Annotated in this window: 14 protein-coding genes; 12 read left to right on the top strand and 2 right to left on the bottom strand. The window is 62.4% G+C overall.

Annotated features, from left to right (window positions below; genetic code table 11):
* The first annotated feature begins 207 nt into the window (after positions 1 to 207).
* The 10 genes from RA20_RS06565 to RA20_RS06610 all read left to right on the top strand — a co-directional run bounded on the left by RA20_RS06565 (position 208) and on the right by RA20_RS06610 (position 11,945).
* Complete coding sequence (locus tag RA20_RS06565) at positions 208 to 1,272, top strand: glycosyltransferase family 2 protein (RefSeq protein WP_039125842.1); 1,065 nt, start codon at positions 208 to 210, stop codon at positions 1,270 to 1,272.
* A 148-nt stretch (positions 1,273 to 1,420) separates the two neighbouring features.
* Positions 1,421 to 2,377: a hypothetical protein gene (locus RA20_RS06570; RefSeq protein ID WP_039125844.1), complete on the top strand. Its 957-nt coding sequence runs from the start codon at positions 1,421 to 1,423 to the stop codon at positions 2,375 to 2,377.
* Between the two features lie 67 nt (positions 2,378 to 2,444).
* Positions 2,445 to 3,488 (top strand): dihydroorotase, encoded by a 1,044-nt coding sequence (gene pyrC, locus RA20_RS06575; protein WP_039125846.1) that lies wholly within the window; start codon positions 2,445 to 2,447, stop codon positions 3,486 to 3,488.
* 336 nt (positions 3,489 to 3,824) lie between these two features.
* Positions 3,825 to 5,609: a calcium-binding protein gene (locus RA20_RS24560; RefSeq protein WP_082017927.1), complete on the top strand. Its 1,785-nt coding sequence runs from the start codon at positions 3,825 to 3,827 to the stop codon at positions 5,607 to 5,609.
* A gap of 105 nt (positions 5,610 to 5,714) precedes the next feature.
* Positions 5,715 to 6,395 (top strand): orotate phosphoribosyltransferase, encoded by a 681-nt coding sequence (locus RA20_RS06585; RefSeq protein ID WP_039125947.1) that lies wholly within the window; start codon positions 5,715 to 5,717, stop codon positions 6,393 to 6,395.
* Positions 6,396 to 6,650: 255 nt separating this feature from the next.
* Complete coding sequence (locus RA20_RS06590) at positions 6,651 to 8,171, top strand: replicative DNA helicase (protein WP_039125848.1); 1,521 nt, start codon at positions 6,651 to 6,653, stop codon at positions 8,169 to 8,171.
* A 230-nt stretch (positions 8,172 to 8,401) separates the two neighbouring features.
* A complete protein-coding gene (locus RA20_RS06595; RefSeq protein WP_039125850.1) occupies positions 8,402 to 9,355 on the top strand; it encodes an isopenicillin N synthase family dioxygenase in 954 nt (317 codons plus the stop codon).
* 30 nt (positions 9,356 to 9,385) lie between these two features.
* Positions 9,386 to 10,423 (top strand): alanine racemase, encoded by a 1,038-nt coding sequence (gene alr / locus RA20_RS06600; protein ID WP_039125852.1) that lies wholly within the window; start codon positions 9,386 to 9,388, stop codon positions 10,421 to 10,423.
* Positions 10,420 to 11,202: an MlaE family ABC transporter permease gene (locus RA20_RS06605; RefSeq protein ID WP_039125853.1), complete on the top strand. Its 783-nt coding sequence runs from the start codon at positions 10,420 to 10,422 to the stop codon at positions 11,200 to 11,202. The genes alr and RA20_RS06605 overlap by 4 nt, the downstream gene beginning before the upstream one ends.
* Complete coding sequence (locus tag RA20_RS06610) at positions 11,199 to 11,945, top strand: ABC transporter ATP-binding protein (RefSeq protein WP_039125855.1); 747 nt, start codon at positions 11,199 to 11,201, stop codon at positions 11,943 to 11,945. The genes RA20_RS06605 and RA20_RS06610 overlap by 4 nt, the downstream gene beginning before the upstream one ends.
* A gap of 7 nt (positions 11,946 to 11,952) precedes the next feature.
* Here RA20_RS06610 and RA20_RS24940 read toward each other — a convergent pair whose 3' ends face one another.
* Entirely contained in the window at positions 11,953 to 12,399 is a 447-nt protein-coding gene (locus tag RA20_RS24940) for a DUF5071 domain-containing protein (RefSeq protein WP_152618448.1), read from the bottom strand.
* Between the two features lie 227 nt (positions 12,400 to 12,626).
* Between RA20_RS24940 and RA20_RS06615 the strand changes: the two genes are divergently transcribed.
* Complete coding sequence (locus tag RA20_RS06615; RefSeq protein ID WP_039125857.1) at positions 12,627 to 13,070, top strand: paraquat-inducible protein A; 444 nt, start codon at positions 12,627 to 12,629, stop codon at positions 13,068 to 13,070.
* Positions 13,071 to 13,200: 130 nt separating this feature from the next.
* On the opposite strand, the gene RA20_RS06620 is transcribed toward RA20_RS06615, so the two are convergent.
* Positions 13,201 to 13,776, bottom strand: coding sequence for a hypothetical protein (locus RA20_RS06620; protein WP_039125859.1), 576 nt, complete (start codon positions 13,774 to 13,776; stop codon positions 13,201 to 13,203).
* Between the two features lie 316 nt (positions 13,777 to 14,092).
* Between RA20_RS06620 and radA the strand changes: the two genes are divergently transcribed.
* Positions 14,093 to 15,454, top strand: a complete 1,362-nt coding sequence (gene radA / locus RA20_RS06625) for a DNA repair protein RadA (protein ID WP_039125948.1) — start codon at positions 14,093 to 14,095, stop codon at positions 15,452 to 15,454.
* Positions 15,455 to 15,484: the final 30 nt, after the last annotated feature.

Consider the following 15,484-nt stretch of genomic DNA (forward strand, 5'->3'; position numbering starts at 1 on the left):
GTCAAGCCGGACGCTGCGGCGGCAGGGAGAGCTCCGTCAATCGTGAAGCCGTTGGGAAGAGTTGTATAAACCGGTGCGCCGGGTAAAACTCGTCACCAGAGAGGCTGCGCCATCGGCGGGGGCCGGCAAGAGAGAGACACCGCATATGCACAACGCGCCGCAACAGCAGGAGGATCTGCGCAGCCAGACCCGGGAGAACCGGGGCTGATGCGGGTTCTGGCGGTTCTCTGCGTGCGCAACGAAGGCGCTTTTCTGCTTGAGTGGCTGGCGCATCACCGGGCGGCCGGCTTCACGGATTTTCTGGTGTTTTCAAACAACTGCCAGGACGGGACCGCAAAGATGCTGGACCGGCTGGAGGAGATGGGGCAGCTGGCCCATCTGCGCAACGAAGGCCCTTACGACAAGGGCGGCATCCAGTTCACCGCGCTGAAACTGGCTGACAAGCACCCGCTGATGAAGGCGGCGGACTGGGTTATGGTGCTGGATATCGACGAGTTTGTCTGCATCAAGACCGGCGGCGGCACGGTTGCGGATCTGCTGGCGGCGCTGCCGGAAGCGGATGCGGTGACGCTGACCTGGCGGTTGTTCGGCAATGCCGGCATCGTGCGCTATGAGGATGCGCCGGTGACCGCTCAATTCACCCGCTGCGCGCCGGAGGTGATCCACTGGCCCTGGCGGGCAGTGATGTTCAAGACACTCTACCGCAATAACGGCACCTACCGGAAATGCGGTGTGCACCGGCCCCGGGACGTGCGTGACGCGGCCCGGCTGGAGGGGTTCCGCTGGTTTGATTGCGAAGGGCGTGAACTGGGCGAGGAATTCAAGACCCGGCGGCTGTTCTCCGATTACGGCCGCCCCAACGGGCGGCTGGCACAGCTGAACCATTACCCGCTTGGGGCGATGGAGAGCTATGTGGTGAAGGCCGACCGCGGGCGGGTCAACCGGCAGGCGGATCTGGGTATGGATTACTGGGCCGAACGGAACTACTGTTCGGACCTGGATACATCGGTTTCGCGCTATGACGGTTTGCGGGCCGGTCTGCAGACCGAGCTGATGGCGGACCCGAAGCTGGCCCGGCTGCATGCCAGGGCAGCGGAATGGCGCCACACCCGCTTTGCCGAGCTGATGCGCAAAGAGCCCTGCCGCGCCCTGTTTGCCCGCCTCCTGATGACGCCGCCCGCACGGGCGGTGAGCCCGGCAGCAGCACAGCTCCTTCGCAGTTTCGCGGCTCAGGACCCGGTCGGAGCGCAGGCGCCGGAGGACGGCAGCTGAGCGCTTGGCCAGGGGCGGCAAACAGCCGCCGAATGGACGCCGCACTGCCGTAATGAGGCATAGGATTTTCCAATTTTGGCCTTATTTCTCACCTAACTGTAAATGCAATCAGCGCCCGGACCTTTTGCGGGCATAGGGGATAGCAGGCATGCAGGACGGACTTGAAAATCTGGATGAAGACCTTTCCGGGCTGAAACCTGCCCAGTGGAAGGCCCGGATGGCGGCTTTGGCCGAAGAGCACGGCATGTATCAGCCGCTCGGCGACAAGCATTTTGCAACCTTCATCGACCAGGGCAACACGCTGCTGGTGACCTTCGAGACCATGCAGGGCATCCACAACCTGTCGGATCAGGCGCAGCCGCTGGGGTTTGATCTGGTGAAGAACCTGGGCTGGTCGCATATGTGCGTGATCTCGGACGGCGACACCTGGTTCCGCGAGGGCCGTATTTACGGCTTCTTCGACCAGTTGATCGACGACGGGTTCTTTGACGAGTTCGACAATGTGATCTTTTACGGCGCCGGGCCTTGCGGCTATGCGGCGGCGGCCTATTCGGTGGCCTCCCCCGGTGCAGTAGTGGTGGCGGTGCAGCCGCAGGCAACGCTGGATGCGCGGATGACCGAGTGGGACGACCGCTTCACCGAGATGCGGCGGCTGTCGTTCACCGACCGCTACGGCTATGCGCCGGACATGCTGGATGCGGCTGAGCAGGCCTATGTGATCTATGACCCGAAGGAACAGCTGGATGCCATGCATGCGTCGCTGTTTGCCCGCAAGAACGTGACCCGGCTGCGCGCCCTGCATATGGGCGATGCGGTGCAGACCCGGCTGATCGAGATGGAAATGCTCTATCACATCCTGTCGCTGGCCGGCAGCCGCAAGCTGACCAGCGCGGCGTTCCACAAGATGTTCCGCAGCCGCCGCAACAACTCCTTCTTCCTGCGCAATCTGCTGAGCCGGCTGGAGCGGGACGACCGCCCGTTCCTGATGGCGCTGCTGTGCCGCAATGTGACCGAGCGGATGCGGGCGCCGCGGTTCCGCCGCCGCCTGACCGAGCTGGAGAAGCGCGCAGAGGACGGCGAGTTCAACTTCCCCGCCAAGCTCTGAGCAGCCCGGGCCTCCGGCGCACAATCATCCGCTTCTTTTCTGCCCGCCCCTGTGCTAGGCGGGCAGCATGACCCAGACGCTGACCATCCCCCGCCCTGACGACTGGCATCTGCATCTGCGCGACGGCGCCATGCTGCAGGCCGTGCTGCCCGAAACTGCCCGCCATTTCGGCCGCGCCATCATCATGCCGAACCTGGTGCCTCCGGTGGTGCGCGGCGATCAGGCTGCAGCCTACCGCGACCGCATCCTGGCAGCACTGCCCGAAGGCATGGCGTTTGAGCCGCTGATGACGCTCTACCTGACCGAGGACACCGATCCGGAAGACGTCGCCGCAGCCCATGCCAGCGGCCTGGTCAAGGCCGTGAAACTCTATCCGGCGGGTGCGACCACAAACTCGGCCTCGGGGGTGACCAACTTCGATAATGTCCGGCCCGTGCTGGAGAGGATGGCTGAGATCGGCCTGCCGCTCTGCACCCATGGCGAAGTCACCGACAATCACATCGACATCTTCGACCGCGAAGCCGTGTTCATCGACCGGGTGCTGGACCCGATCCGCAAAGCGACCCCAGGCCTGCGGGTGGTGATGGAGCATATCACCACCAGGAACGCTGCGGACTACGTGGCCAGCCAGGACACGGATCTGGGCGCGACCATCACCACGCACCACCTGATCATCAACCGCAACCACATCCTGGCCGGCGGCATCAAGCCGCATTACTACTGCCTGCCGGTGGCCAAGCGCGAAGAGCACCGCCTTGCCTTGCGCGCCGCAGCGGTATCCGGCGACAAGCGCTATTTCCTCGGCACCGACTCGGCGCCGCACACCGACCCGAACAAGCTCAGCGAATGCGGCTGCGCCGGCTGTTTCACCGCCACCAACACCATGTCCCTGCTGGCGCATGTGTTCGAGGAGGAAGGCGCGCTGGACAAGCTGGCCGGCTTTGCCTCCGAAAACGGCCCGGCGTTCTATGGCCTGCCGGTCAGCAATGAGACGCTGACGCTGACCAAGTCGGAAGAAGCGGTTGAGTTCCCGAAAAAGATCGAAACCGGCGATGGCCCGGTGACCGTGTTCGACCCGGGATTTGAGGTCTACTGGCACGCCGGCAGCTGAATCGACCCTCTCACTTCCGCTATCAATTAAAAGGCTTGCGCTCAGGGGCGAGCCTTTTTTCCTGTTCAAGCCTCTACTACTGCTGCTCGCCAATCGACATGAAGAGCGCGGACGGGCGCAAGCACCCAAGACCTGGGCCTGCGTCATTACATGAAACGGGAATGGCTATTCGGCTTTGAACAGTCCCGCTCTCCACTCTGAGACCCAGCGGCAGGCCTCATGCCGAGGCCCATTGTGTAAAGGTGGGAAGAGGCAGGAAGTTGACACTTGAAAGATGAAACTTTCAAACTTACGATCCACTCTAAATTGAACAATTTTCTATTAGAGCAGAGAGTTATGACAACTTATACGCTTACAGGTTTTCTAACCGAAGTGCGTCTTGGTCTCAACGATTATCCTGATTTCAGCGACCAGAGTGTACCCGTTCCAACAGCACCGTTTTCGCGCACATCCGAGCTGCGGCTAAGCGTTCCGGAAGGGGCAGGTTTCTCGTTCACTCCTACCGAAATCGGCACGAACAGCAATGTGTTCACACCCGGCGATCAATTGTTTGGCCTCACCAGGACCCACACAGTTGGGCCTGGCGGGCTCATACCCGAGGCGATAGACATTGGATACACCTTGTCGGAAATTACGTGGAGCGGCGGTAAAACCGTCATTCTGACCATCCACAGCTTTGGGTACGAAAGCGTCTACGCGTTGAGCGGCAGCCCCCTCCCCGAGATCACCAGCAGAAGCGATTATGACGCATTTAACGAGTCAATCACCAACCGGTCGCCGGTGACCGGATCACTAGAGCCGAATCAGAGTCTTGACTGGGACCTGGACACCGTCAGCCGCACAGAAAACGACAGTTTTGCGGGAACATTTGGCAGCGATCTCCTGAATGGCGGACTGGGGGACGACAGCATCAATGGCATCGCAGGAGACGATGAACTAAACGGCAATCTCGGCAATGACGTGCTGATCGGCGGGATCGGGTCCGATACAGTGCAGGGCGGCAACGGCGACGACGAAGTGAAAGGCGGCAGTGGCGCCGACGAGGTGCGCGGCGGCAATGGCCGCGACCAGGTCTACGGCGGTTCCGGCCAGGACCTGGGGTATGGCGGCAACGGCCGGGACACGATGCACGGCGGCCACGGCACCGACACGCTGCTGGGGGGCAACCAAGCCGATGTCCTGTACGGAAATGCGGACTCGGACAGCTTGCTGGGCGGGCAAGGCAATGACACGCTGCAGGGCAGCAACGGCCGGGACAGCGTCCACGGCGGTGCTGGCGACGATGAGGTCCGCGGCGGCAATGGGAACGACTATGTGACCGGCGGGGACCAAAACGACCTGGTGTTTGGCGGCAACGGCCGCGACACCCTGGACGGCGGCAGCGGCAACGATACGCTGCTGGGCGGCGACGGGCGCGATGATCTCAATGGCGGCATAGGTAATGACCAGCTGAACGGCGGTTCAGGCAACGACGTGTTGCGTGGTGGAGCCTTCAATCAGGAACGCTTCCTGCCGCCCCTTTCCTACATGATTGCCGCACCAACCCATGACATGGTTCTGGAAGACACCGGCAATGATACCCTTGATGGCGGGCAAGGGCGGGACACGCTGGATGGCGGGCTTGGCGATGACCTGCTGACAGGCGGAGCTGGCGATGACTGGTTTGTGTTCTGGGATGGGTTCGGGAGTTTTGGCAACGACACGATCACCGACTTCGACGCCGCAAGCAGCGGTGAGGTGATCGACCTCAGCACCGTGTCCAGCATCACTGACATGGCTGATCTGCTTGAAAACCACATCCGGCAAGAAGGCGAAGACGTTCTGATCGAGGATGCGCATGGAAGCACCATCACGCTTTTGAACGTGAACCTTGCCGATCTGGACGAAACGGACTTCAATTTTGACATCCCTATGCGGAACTTCTGCCCGGTTGGCGAAGACTGGTTTAAACCCACAGTGATCGGGCGGGAGGCAGATGCAAATGACACCGTGCCTTCAGAGGAAGATGAACAGGCGCACTGCGAGGATTACCCAGCGCCAAGGATGGACGATAATCTCGTGTTAACAGCATCGCGCCCGTGGGACCCCTGCCCCGGTATGGTCGACTGGGATCTCGCCTGATCTTGAACAGCCGGGGCAGCATTTGCGCGCTGCCCCGGCTGGGGCTTCAAACCGGCAGCATTCCGGTTTATGGACTGCAAAACCGCTGCCGCAAAGGATGCCCGCATGATCCCCTCTTCCTATCCGTCCAAAGAAGAAATCGCCCGCCTTTCGGCCAGGATGCTGCTGGAAATCGGCGCGGTGAATTTCAATACCGATGAACCCTACACGCTGGCCTCCGGTCTCCCCTCGCCCAGCTACATCGACTGCCGCAAGCTGATCTCCTTCCCGCGCATCCGCACCACGCTGATGGATTTCCTGACGGTGACCGTGATGCGCAACGCGGGGTTTGAGGCGTTTGACAACATCGCTGGCGGCGAAACCGCGGGCATCCCTTTCGGCGCGCTGGTGGCTGAGCGCATGGCGCTGCCGATGACCTATGTGCGCAAGAAACCCAAGGGCTACGGCCGCAATGCCCGCATCGAAGGGGTGATGACCGAGGATCAGCGCGTGCTGCTGGTGGAAGACATGACCACCGACGGCGGCTCGAAACTGTCTTTCGTGGATGCGATCCGCGAAACCGGCGCATCCTGCGGCCATACCGCGGTGATCTTCTACTACGACATCTTCCCCGAAACCACCAAACGCCTGGGCGACCACGGGGTCGAGCTGCATTACCTGTGCACATGGTGGGATGTTCTGGCGGAAGCCAAAGCACAGAAAAGCTTCAGCGAAGAGACCCTGGCCGAGGTGGAAAAATTCCTGAAAGATCCGCGGGCTTGGCAGGACGCGCATAAATCCGCCTAACGCAAGGTCAAGCGTTACAGGACGGGCTGTGGAAAAGCCCGTCTCGAATCGCATCCCTTTGCAGGCCGCAAGCAGATCTGGGGGTCTTCCCAGAACGACCCGCATCATATAGCCTGCATAGGACAGGTTTGCTGGCCTTTTACGGTAAACAGCCCACAGCCCCTGCGCGGATATCCACAGGGAATCCACAGAGATTCCCAGATAGGAGAATGTCCGCCCGCACCGTATAAGGCTGGCCTAACGACGAGAGCAGTGATGAACGAGATTACCCCTTTCGACGGCGATATGCCTCCGCCGGCCCCGATGCCTGAGCCTGCCCCGGCAGAACAGGCCATGCCGGACAACGAGCTGCCGCATTCGGTCGAGGCGGAACAGCAGCTGCTGGGTGCGATCCTGACCAACAACGAGGTCTACGACAAGATCGCGCTAATCATCGACTCGTCGCATTTTTACGATCCGGTGCATGCCCGGATCTATGAAGTGGCCGCAGCGCGCATTTCCAAGAACGCGCTGGCCTCTCCGGTGACGCTGAAGGCGTTTCTGGAAGACCACGAAGGGCTGAAGGAACTGGGCGGGCCGGCCTATCTGGCCAAGCTGGCGGGTGCGTCCATTTCGGCCTTTGCTGTGCGCGACTACGCACAGATGATCTATGACCTGGCGATCCGGCGCGAGCTGATTGCCCTGGGCCAGAGCATTGCAGACAAGGCGCGCCGCGTGGACGTGGCGTCGGAACCAAAAGAGCAGATCGTTGAGGCGGAGCAGTCGCTTTATCAGCTGGCAGAGCAGGGCCAGACGGAAAGCGGTTTCAAATCGTTCCTCAAGGCCGTCACAGAAGCGGTCAACGTCACTAACGAGGCTTACCAGCGGGGCGGCGGCATGGCCGGCATCTCGACGGGCCTGGTGGATCTCGACAAGCAACTTGGCGGCCTGCATCCCTCGGACCTCCTCATCCTCGCGGGCCGCCCCTCTATGGGGAAAACCTCGCTGGCGACCAACATCGCCTTCAACGTTGCCAAGGCTTACAAGCGCGGGGTGAAACCCGATGGCAGCGAAGGCGCCGTGGACGGCGGCGTGGTGGGGTTCTTCTCACTCGAAATGAGCGCCGAGCAGCTGGCGGGCCGTATTCTGGCCGAAGCTTCCGAGATTTCCTCGCATAAGATCCGCCAGGGCGACATGACCGAGGGCGAATTCCGCCGCTTTGTGCAGGCGGCCAAGGATCTGGAAAGCTGCCCGCTGTTCATCGACGACACCCCGGCCATTCCGATCTCTCAGCTGGCCGCACGTGCCCGCCGCCTGAAGCGGACCCACGGGCTGGATCTGCTGGTGGTCGACTACCTGCAGCTTTGCCGCGGCATGTCGGACAACCGGGTGAACGAAATCGCCGAAATCTCGATGGGGATGAAGGCGGTTGCCAAGGAATTGAACATCCCGGTGATTGCGCTGTCGCAGCTGTCGCGCCAGGTGGAAAGCCGCGACGATAAACGGCCGCAGCTGTCTGACCTCAGGGAATCGGGCTCGATCGAACAGGACGCCGACGTGGTGATGTTCGTGTTCCGCGAGGAATACTATAAGGAACGGGAAAAGCCCGGCGATCACGAGCTGGAGAAAATGGAAGAGTGGAAAGAGGCGATGGAGCGCCTGCACGCCAAGGCCGAAGTGATCGTCGGCAAGCAGCGTCACGGCCCCATTGGCACGGTGGAGCTGTCGTTCGAGGCCCAGTTCACCCGCTTCGGCAACCTCGCCAAATCCTGGCAGCAGGAGCCTGAGGGATACTGACATCAAGGCCGGCACTGACCGGCCTTTTTCTTTTCCGGGTCCTGACAGCCCGCGTTCTCTTGACAGAATCCCAGGAACCGCGCCTTCTGTCAGCATGGGTTTGCAGGTTTCATATGCCGGCCGCCGGGTTATTCTGGAGCGGCACTACGGCCACCGCCGGAAACGCTTTGCGGGGTAGCGAGGGGTGAGTTCACCCCTTTCTTCAACCTCAGCAAGCGAAAGACACTCCTTTGTCAGATTTCACTGAAATCCCGGTCATTGAGCTGGGCGGGCGCAGCGATGCAGAGCTGGCCCATGACTTCCGTGCAGCCTATGGCTCCACCGGCTTTGGCTACATCAGCAGCCACGGCATACCCCAGCCGCTGATTGATGCGGTCTTTGAGGCCGCCCGGCGCTTCCATGCGCTTCCAATGGCAGACAAGATGGCGGTGGCCGTCAACAAAACCCATCGCGGCTATATTCCGATCAACACCTCCACCGATGTGAATTCAACGCTGGCTGAGGTGACAAAGCCCAACCAGTCCGCCAGCTTCATGATGATGCGCGAGGACGCGGCCGCCGATCCCGCCGTCTACCTGAGCGGCCCCAACCAATGGCCCGTGCTGGAAGGATTCCGCGAAACACTTGAGGACTATGCAGAGGCGATGTGCACCCTGGGCCGCCGGCTCATGAGAATTGCGCTGCTGGCCGCGGAGGTGAGCGATCAGAGCATTCTGGCGGCGTTTGACACGCCCACCATCTGGCTGCGGCTCTTGCACTACCCGCCGCAGCCGGAGCGCAGCCCGGAAGACCTCTATGGCTCGGCGCCGCATACGGATTTCGGCTGCCTGACGCTGCTGGCGCAGGATCAGGTCGGCGGGCTGCAGGTGCGCACCCCTGCGGGCAACTGGGTGGACGCGCCCTATAAGCCCGGCACCCTGGTGGTCAATGTCGGCGATATGCTGCACCGGCTCAGCAACGGGCGGCTGCTGTCGACACCGCACCGGGTGATCAACCGGTCGGGCCGCGAGCGGTTTTCGATTCCGTTCTTCTTCGACCCGCATGTGGACACAGTGATTGCCCCGCTGGCCGGAACAGGGGCGCCGCAGTTTGCCCCCGTCAGCTTTGCGGAATTCCTGCGGGGTGAGCTGGAAGCGGCCTACGAGGTGCATCAGCAAGCGGACGTTGCATCGAATCCCACTTGACCCCTGCGGCGCGCATGTCATGAACGGGGCATGAGCACGGCAAAACTGACAATCAACCTGGATGCGCTGGTGACCAACTGGCGCAATCTGGATGCGCTGACCGGCTGCGAGACCGCAGCCGTGGTCAAGGCGAACGGGTATGGCCTGGATGCAGGCCGGGTGGGCAAGGCGCTGGCCAAAGCGGGCGCCCGCAATTTCTTTGTGGCTGCGGCCGAGGAAGGCGGCGCGCTGCGCCGCGCGCTGGGGCCCGGGCCCGGTATCTCGGTGTTTTCCGGCCACATGGAGGGCGACACCAAGCTGCTGAAAGACTTCCAGCTGACGCCGATGCTGAACTCTCTGGACCAGATGCTACGCCATTTCGAGAGCCTGCCGGGCCACCCGTTCGGGGTGCAGCTGGACAGCGGCATGAACCGTCTGGGCATGGAGCCCGCCGAATGGGCCGCGGTGCGCGAGATCGCCCTGGGGCAGAACCCGGTGCTCTTGATGTCGCACCTGGCCTGCGCAGATGAGCCATCGCATGCGATGAACGCCCAGCAATTGCAGGCGTTTCGCGAGATGACCGACGGGCTGGACATTCCCCGCTCGCTGGCCGCCACCGGCGGCATGCTGCTGGGCAAGGAATATCATTTCGACCTTTGCCGCCCCGGCGTCGGCCTCTATGGCGGGCTGCCGTTCAAGGACGCTGTGCCCGTGGTGCATCTGGATCTGCCGGTCATTCAGACCCGCGACCTGGAACCGGGCGAAAGCGCCGGCTACGGCAACGCCTGGGTGGCCCAGCGCCCCAGCCGTATCGCCACCGTCGCCGCGGGTTACGCGGACGGCTTGCACCGGGCGATGGGCAACGGCGGCATCCAGGTCTTTGCAGGCCAGACCCCCTGCCCCATTGTCGGCCGCGTCTCGATGGATCTGATCACGGTCGATGTCACCGGTCTGGCCGAGGTGCCGGAGGCGCTCGCCATTCTCAACGAGCATCAGACCGTCGACATGCTGGCCGATGCGGCCGGCACCATCGGCTATGAGATCCTGACCTCCACCGGACACCGCTACGCACGGACGTATCAGGGATGAACCCGATTACCCTCCTGGCCCGGCTGGGCCGTACCGCGCTGGCCGGGATGGCCGCGGTCGGGCGCGCGGCGCTGTTTGCGCTTGGCGCCTTCAGCCATATGCTGCGCCCGCCCTATTACCCGCGCGAGTTCTTCCAGGCATTGCTGAACATCGGCTGGCTGTCGCTGCCGGTGGTGGGCCTGACCGCGATTTTCACCGGCGGCGCCCTGGCGCTGCAGATCTACGCCGGCGGCGCCCGTTTCAACGCCGAAGCCGTGGTGCCGCAGATTGTCGCCATCGGCATGGTGCGCGAGCTTGGCCCGGTGCTGGTCGGCCTGATGATTGCCGCCCGCGTGACCTCCTCCATCGCCGCGGAGATCGCCACCATGAAGGTGACCGAGCAGATCGACGCGCTGGTCACCCTGTCTACCCATCCGATGAAATACCTGGTGGCGCCGCGGGTGCTGGCCGCCCTCGTCACCGTGCCGGTGCTGGTCGGCGTCGGCGATATCATCGGCATCATGGGCGGCTACACCGTTGCGGTGCAGAACCTCGGCTTCAACGCCGCCGCCTATCTCAAGAACACCGTCGACTTCCTGGAGGCGCACGACATCATCTCGTCGCTGACCAAAGGCGCTGCCTTCGGCACTATTGCCGCCCTGATGGGCTGTTACTACGGCATGCAATCGGGCCGCGGCGCCCAGGGCGTGGGCCGCGCCACCAAAGGCTCGGTCGAATCCGCAGCCGTCCTGATCCTCGCCGCCAACTTCATTCTGACAGGGGTGTTTTTCTCGCTATGATCCGCATGGAGAACGTCCGCAAAGCCTTTGGCGACAATGCTGTGCTGAACGGCATGAGCCTGGAAATCCCCAAGGGCACCTCGATGGTGATCATCGGCGGCTCCGGCACCGGCAAGTCGGTGGCTTTGAAAAGCATCCTGGGCCTGATCCAGCCCGACAGCGGAGAGATCTATGTCGACGGCCGTCCGTCCGGCTCCGGCGACCGGGACAAGTTCCTGGCCCGTTTCGGCATGCTGTTCCAGGGCGCGGCGCTGTTTGACAGCTTGCCGGTCTGGCAGAACGTCGCCTTCCGCCTGCTGCGCGGCCATCTGAAGCGCCCGGCGGAGGAAGCCCGCGAAATCGCCATCGAGAAACTGCGCCGCGTCGGCCTGAAGGCCAATGTTGCCGACCGCTACCCCGCAGAGCTGTCGGGCGGCATGCAGAAGCGCGTCGGCCTCGCCCGCGCCATTGCCGCCGAGCCTGAGATCATCTTCTTCGACGAGCCCACCACCGGCCTCGACCCGATCATGTCCGGTGTGATCAACGACCTGATCCGCGAGATCGTGGTGGAGATGGGCGCCACCGCGATGACCATCACCCACGACATGACCTCGGTCCGTGCCATTGCCGACAATGTGGCGATGCTGCATGGCGGGGTGATCCAGTGGACTGGCCCGGTTTCTGAGATGGACCAGTCGGGCGATCCCTACATGGAGCAGTTCATCCACGGCCGCGCGGAGGGACCGATCGAGGCGGTTAGGTAGACTTGCCTCAGCCAGATAGATTTGAGTGCTGCGCCAGCGCCTTTTGCGCAGCGGTATTCACATCTTCCCTGACTTCCTCATCAGTGGGATGTTCTGCTAAGCGCCGTACGGCCGGCTCGACAAGCACCCAGGTGTCGGGTTCAAGTTGAAGAACCAAACCTCTCAGCAACGCGTGCTTCCAAGTACTATCGTCACCGCCCAGAACTTCAATGAGAGCTGGTGCAACACCGCGTCCAAACGAGGAAAGCAGTTTCGTGACTGGTCCGGCAACCGGCCAGTTCTCATCCTGCGTCCACTCAAGAAGCTCTGAAATGGTTTCGCCGTCCGGCGGGGAGCCATGGTTCAAAGCACGCTCAACAGCCTGCACATTAAATTTGTTTTGAGGGGTCGGAAAGGAAGGCGTCATGCAATCGCAATACCAAGTTCCGCCTGCCACTGAAACATCCAAGTACACGGCTGGCAACCTTCACCGGTTCACCTTCCCCAAGTACTCCCGCCGGAGGCATCGAACGCGAGGCCGCCGCCTGACCCCGGGTGGGTGCGAAGCGCCCTTCCGTGGGGAGGGTCGGGCGCTGCCCGGGCTGCACGCGTCCCAGCCAGTGCAAGCTGCCGCCGTTTTCCCCCTTTCAATCACTGCGCAGAAGGCACAAATCTTGGCGGAACCCCAGAAAACGAGCCGCCATGATCCTCCGTCTCCTCACTCTCTCCCTCCTGATCCTCTACCCGATCGCCTGGTTTGCCCCCTTGATGAGGGCGGGGCTGCTGCCGATCTTCGGCCTCAGCGAGGTTTCGGTGATCACCGGCCTGCAGAGCCTTTGGGGCAGTGACGCTGCGCTGGCGCTGATTGTCACCTTCCTTGCGATCTTTGCCCCCTACCTGAAAACCATCGGGCTGGCGCTGGTGCAGTGGGACCTCCTGGATGCCAAGGTGCAGCCGGTGCTGCATGTGCTGGGCAAACTGGCGATGGCCGATGTGTTCCTGATCGCGCTTTACATCACGCTGGCCAAGGGCATCGGCCTGGGCACCATTGAAACCGCCTGGGGCCTTTACCTGTTCACCGCCTGCATTCTGGTCTCTCTTGTTCTTGGAATGGCAACCAAACGGGTACAGGCCGGTTTGAAATAGGCGCCCGTGTTGCATCGGGCAGAACATATCCGCACCCAGCCCAAGGCAGGCAGCGCCAACCCCTAGGCTCTGATGAATGCGGTCCGCCCTATGCGCCCCACAGGGGCGGGCCAGCACTGTTACCGGCCACTTAGGCCTTCAGTTCGTCCAGCGCTTCAACGGCTTTCTCGGCTTTTTCTGAAAGGTCATCAAGATCCATGCTGTCACCGCGGGTGCTCTGATCTGCCGCTGCCTCTTCGGCATCAATGCCCGCTTCAATCATGTTTTTGGCGTTTTCCTTGGCAGAATTATCAAGCTCTGCCGCAGCCAGAAGCCCGTGCTTTTCATTTCGGGTAGCAATCTCATCTGAGAGTGCATCGACCGCGTCAGAGTATTTCGCCGCGGCAAGAACGGCATGACCCGAAGCTATGACCGAATCGATCGCGCCCGTATGGTCGCCCTGCTCCGCCTTGAGCCTTCCTTCGGCCCTCAATACAGCTTTTTCCTCTCGAAGCCGCAGCTCTGCAATTGCCGCCTCAGCCTGCTTATCAATAAGGGATGGCGGATCACCTGCCGCAAACGGATCTTCCTTCGCCTGCTGTTGCGCCTGAGGCTGCCCCGCTGCCAATACCGGATCCTGCGCCGTTCCGGCATTTTGCGCATTTGCATCTGCCAAAACCTGACCGATGAGTGCAGAGGCAACATTCAAACTGTTCAATGCGATCATCTTGAATCTCCCATGACGACCATGGAAGACATACAAAACAACCCTTGAGGGATATTTAATTCAGAGACACAAATTCGAAAAACTCCTCACGCGGCCCAAATCTGCCGCCACGGCATGCCGCCGACAGCAGCGCGGACTGGCGGATCTGCGTCCATCGCCGCAATCCCCCCTGCATATGACTGTGTGCACTGCTTGCACCGCGTCAGCGGTGCCGCGCCCAACAGCATCGGGTCATCTTTGGTGATCGCTCTGCTGGCGGGAGCCCTCCCGACTGCCCGCCCTTGAACAAATGCGGAACATCAGGCAGACAGGCATCATGGCTAAAACATCTTTCTCCTGCTCCGCCTGCGGAGCCAGCTTTTCGAAATGGTCGGGCCGCTGCGAGGGCTGCGGCGAGTGGAACACCATCACCGAGGATCAGGGGCTGTCCTCCGGCCCAGCCAAGAAGTCGCTGGGCGTCAAGCGCGGGCGCACCATTCAGCTGACCGATCTGTCGGCCAGGGAAACCCCGCCGCCGCGGACCTGCTGCGGTGTGGGCGAGCTGGACCGGGTGCTGGGCGGCGGGCTGGTGCCAGCCTCGGCGATCCTGGTCGGCGGCGATCCCGGGATCGGCAAATCCACCCTGCTCCTGCAGGCGGCGGCGCGGTTTGCCCATGCCGGGGTCAAGACAGTTTACGTCAGCGGCGAGGAAGCCAGCGCCCAGGTAAGGATGCGGGCACAGCGGCTGGGGCTGGCGGATGCGCCGGTGCAGCTGGCAGCGGAAACCAACCTGCGCGACATCCTGACCACGCTGGAGGCGGAGAAGCCGCAGCTGGCGATCATCGATTCCATCCAGACCATGTGGGCCGACCATGTGGACAGCGCGCCCGGATCCGTCAGCCAGGTGCGCGCGGCGGCGCATGAGCTGACCACTTTTGCCAAGCGGCACGGGATTTCGGTGATCATGGTGGGCCATGTCACCAAGGAGGGCCAGATTGCAGGCCCGCGGGTGGTCGAGCATATGGTCGACACCGTCTTGTATTTCGAAGGCGAGCGCGGCCATCAGTTCCGCATCCTGCGCGCGGTCAAGAACCGCTTTGGCCCGGCGGATGAAATCGGCGTCTTCGAGATGACCGGCGGCGGCCTCAGCGAGGTGATCAACCCCTCGGCCCTGTTCCTGTCGGAACGCGGCGAGCCCTCGCCCGGCTCGGTGGTGTTTGCCGGTATCGAAGGCACCCGGCCGGTGCTGGTGGAAATGCAGGCGCTGATTGCGCCTTCGCCGCATTCGCAGCCGCGGCGCGCGGTGGTGGGCTGGGACAGCTCGCGGCTGGCGATGATCCTGGCGGTTCTGGAGGCGCGCTGCGGCATCCCCTTTGCCGGGCTGGATGTCTATCTGAACGTGGCCGGCGGCATGAAGATCTCGGAACCGGCTGCCGACCTGGCGGTCGCCGCGGCGCTGCTGAGTGCGCGGGAGGACGTTGCCCTGCCCGCCGATACCGCCGTTTTCGGAGAAATTTCGCTATCCGGCGCCCTGCGCCCGGCCCCGCAGACCGAAAACCGGTTGAAAGAGGCGCAAAAACTTGGTTTCACGGCGGCGATTGCCCCTGGCGGCAGCAAATCCATCTCCGTGACCGGCCTGACCCTGCGGAAGGCAAGCGATCTGGCAGGATTTGTTGGCGAATTCTTCGGGGCCGGCTAAAGTCGCCAAAATTTGAAATCGCAGGCAACG

It is taken from the genome of Leisingera sp. ANG-Vp (assembly GCF_000813725.1).
Classification (GTDB): Bacteria; Pseudomonadota; Alphaproteobacteria; order Rhodobacterales; family Rhodobacteraceae; genus Leisingera.

Excerpts from the sequence above, each read along its gene's own strand:
- RA20_RS06565 (WP_039125842.1), top strand. The coding sequence starts at position 208 with ATGCGGGTTCTGGCGGTTCTCTGCGTGCGCAACGAAGGCGCTTTTCTG.
- RA20_RS06570 (WP_039125844.1), top strand. The coding sequence starts at position 1,421 with ATGCAGGACGGACTTGAAAATCTGGATGAAGACCTTTCCGGGCTGAAA.
- pyrC (WP_039125846.1), top strand. The coding sequence starts at position 2,445 with ATGACCCAGACGCTGACCATCCCCCGCCCTGACGACTGGCATCTGCAT.
- RA20_RS24560 (WP_082017927.1), top strand. The coding sequence starts at position 3,825 with ATGACAACTTATACGCTTACAGGTTTTCTAACCGAAGTGCGTCTTGGT.
- RA20_RS06585 (WP_039125947.1), top strand. The coding sequence starts at position 5,715 with ATGATCCCCTCTTCCTATCCGTCCAAAGAAGAAATCGCCCGCCTTTCG.
- RA20_RS06590 (WP_039125848.1), top strand. The coding sequence starts at position 6,651 with ATGAACGAGATTACCCCTTTCGACGGCGATATGCCTCCGCCGGCCCCG.
- alr (WP_039125852.1), top strand. The coding sequence starts at position 9,386 with ATGAGCACGGCAAAACTGACAATCAACCTGGATGCGCTGGTGACCAAC.
- RA20_RS06605 (WP_039125853.1), top strand. The coding sequence starts at position 10,420 with ATGAACCCGATTACCCTCCTGGCCCGGCTGGGCCGTACCGCGCTGGCC.
- RA20_RS06610 (WP_039125855.1), top strand. The coding sequence starts at position 11,199 with ATGATCCGCATGGAGAACGTCCGCAAAGCCTTTGGCGACAATGCTGTG.
- RA20_RS06615 (WP_039125857.1), top strand. The coding sequence starts at position 12,627 with ATGATCCTCCGTCTCCTCACTCTCTCCCTCCTGATCCTCTACCCGATC.
- RA20_RS06620 (WP_039125859.1), bottom strand. The coding sequence starts at position 13,776 with ATGATCGCATTGAACAGTTTGAATGTTGCCTCTGCACTCATCGGTCAG.
- radA (WP_039125948.1), top strand. The coding sequence starts at position 14,093 with ATGGCTAAAACATCTTTCTCCTGCTCCGCCTGCGGAGCCAGCTTTTCG.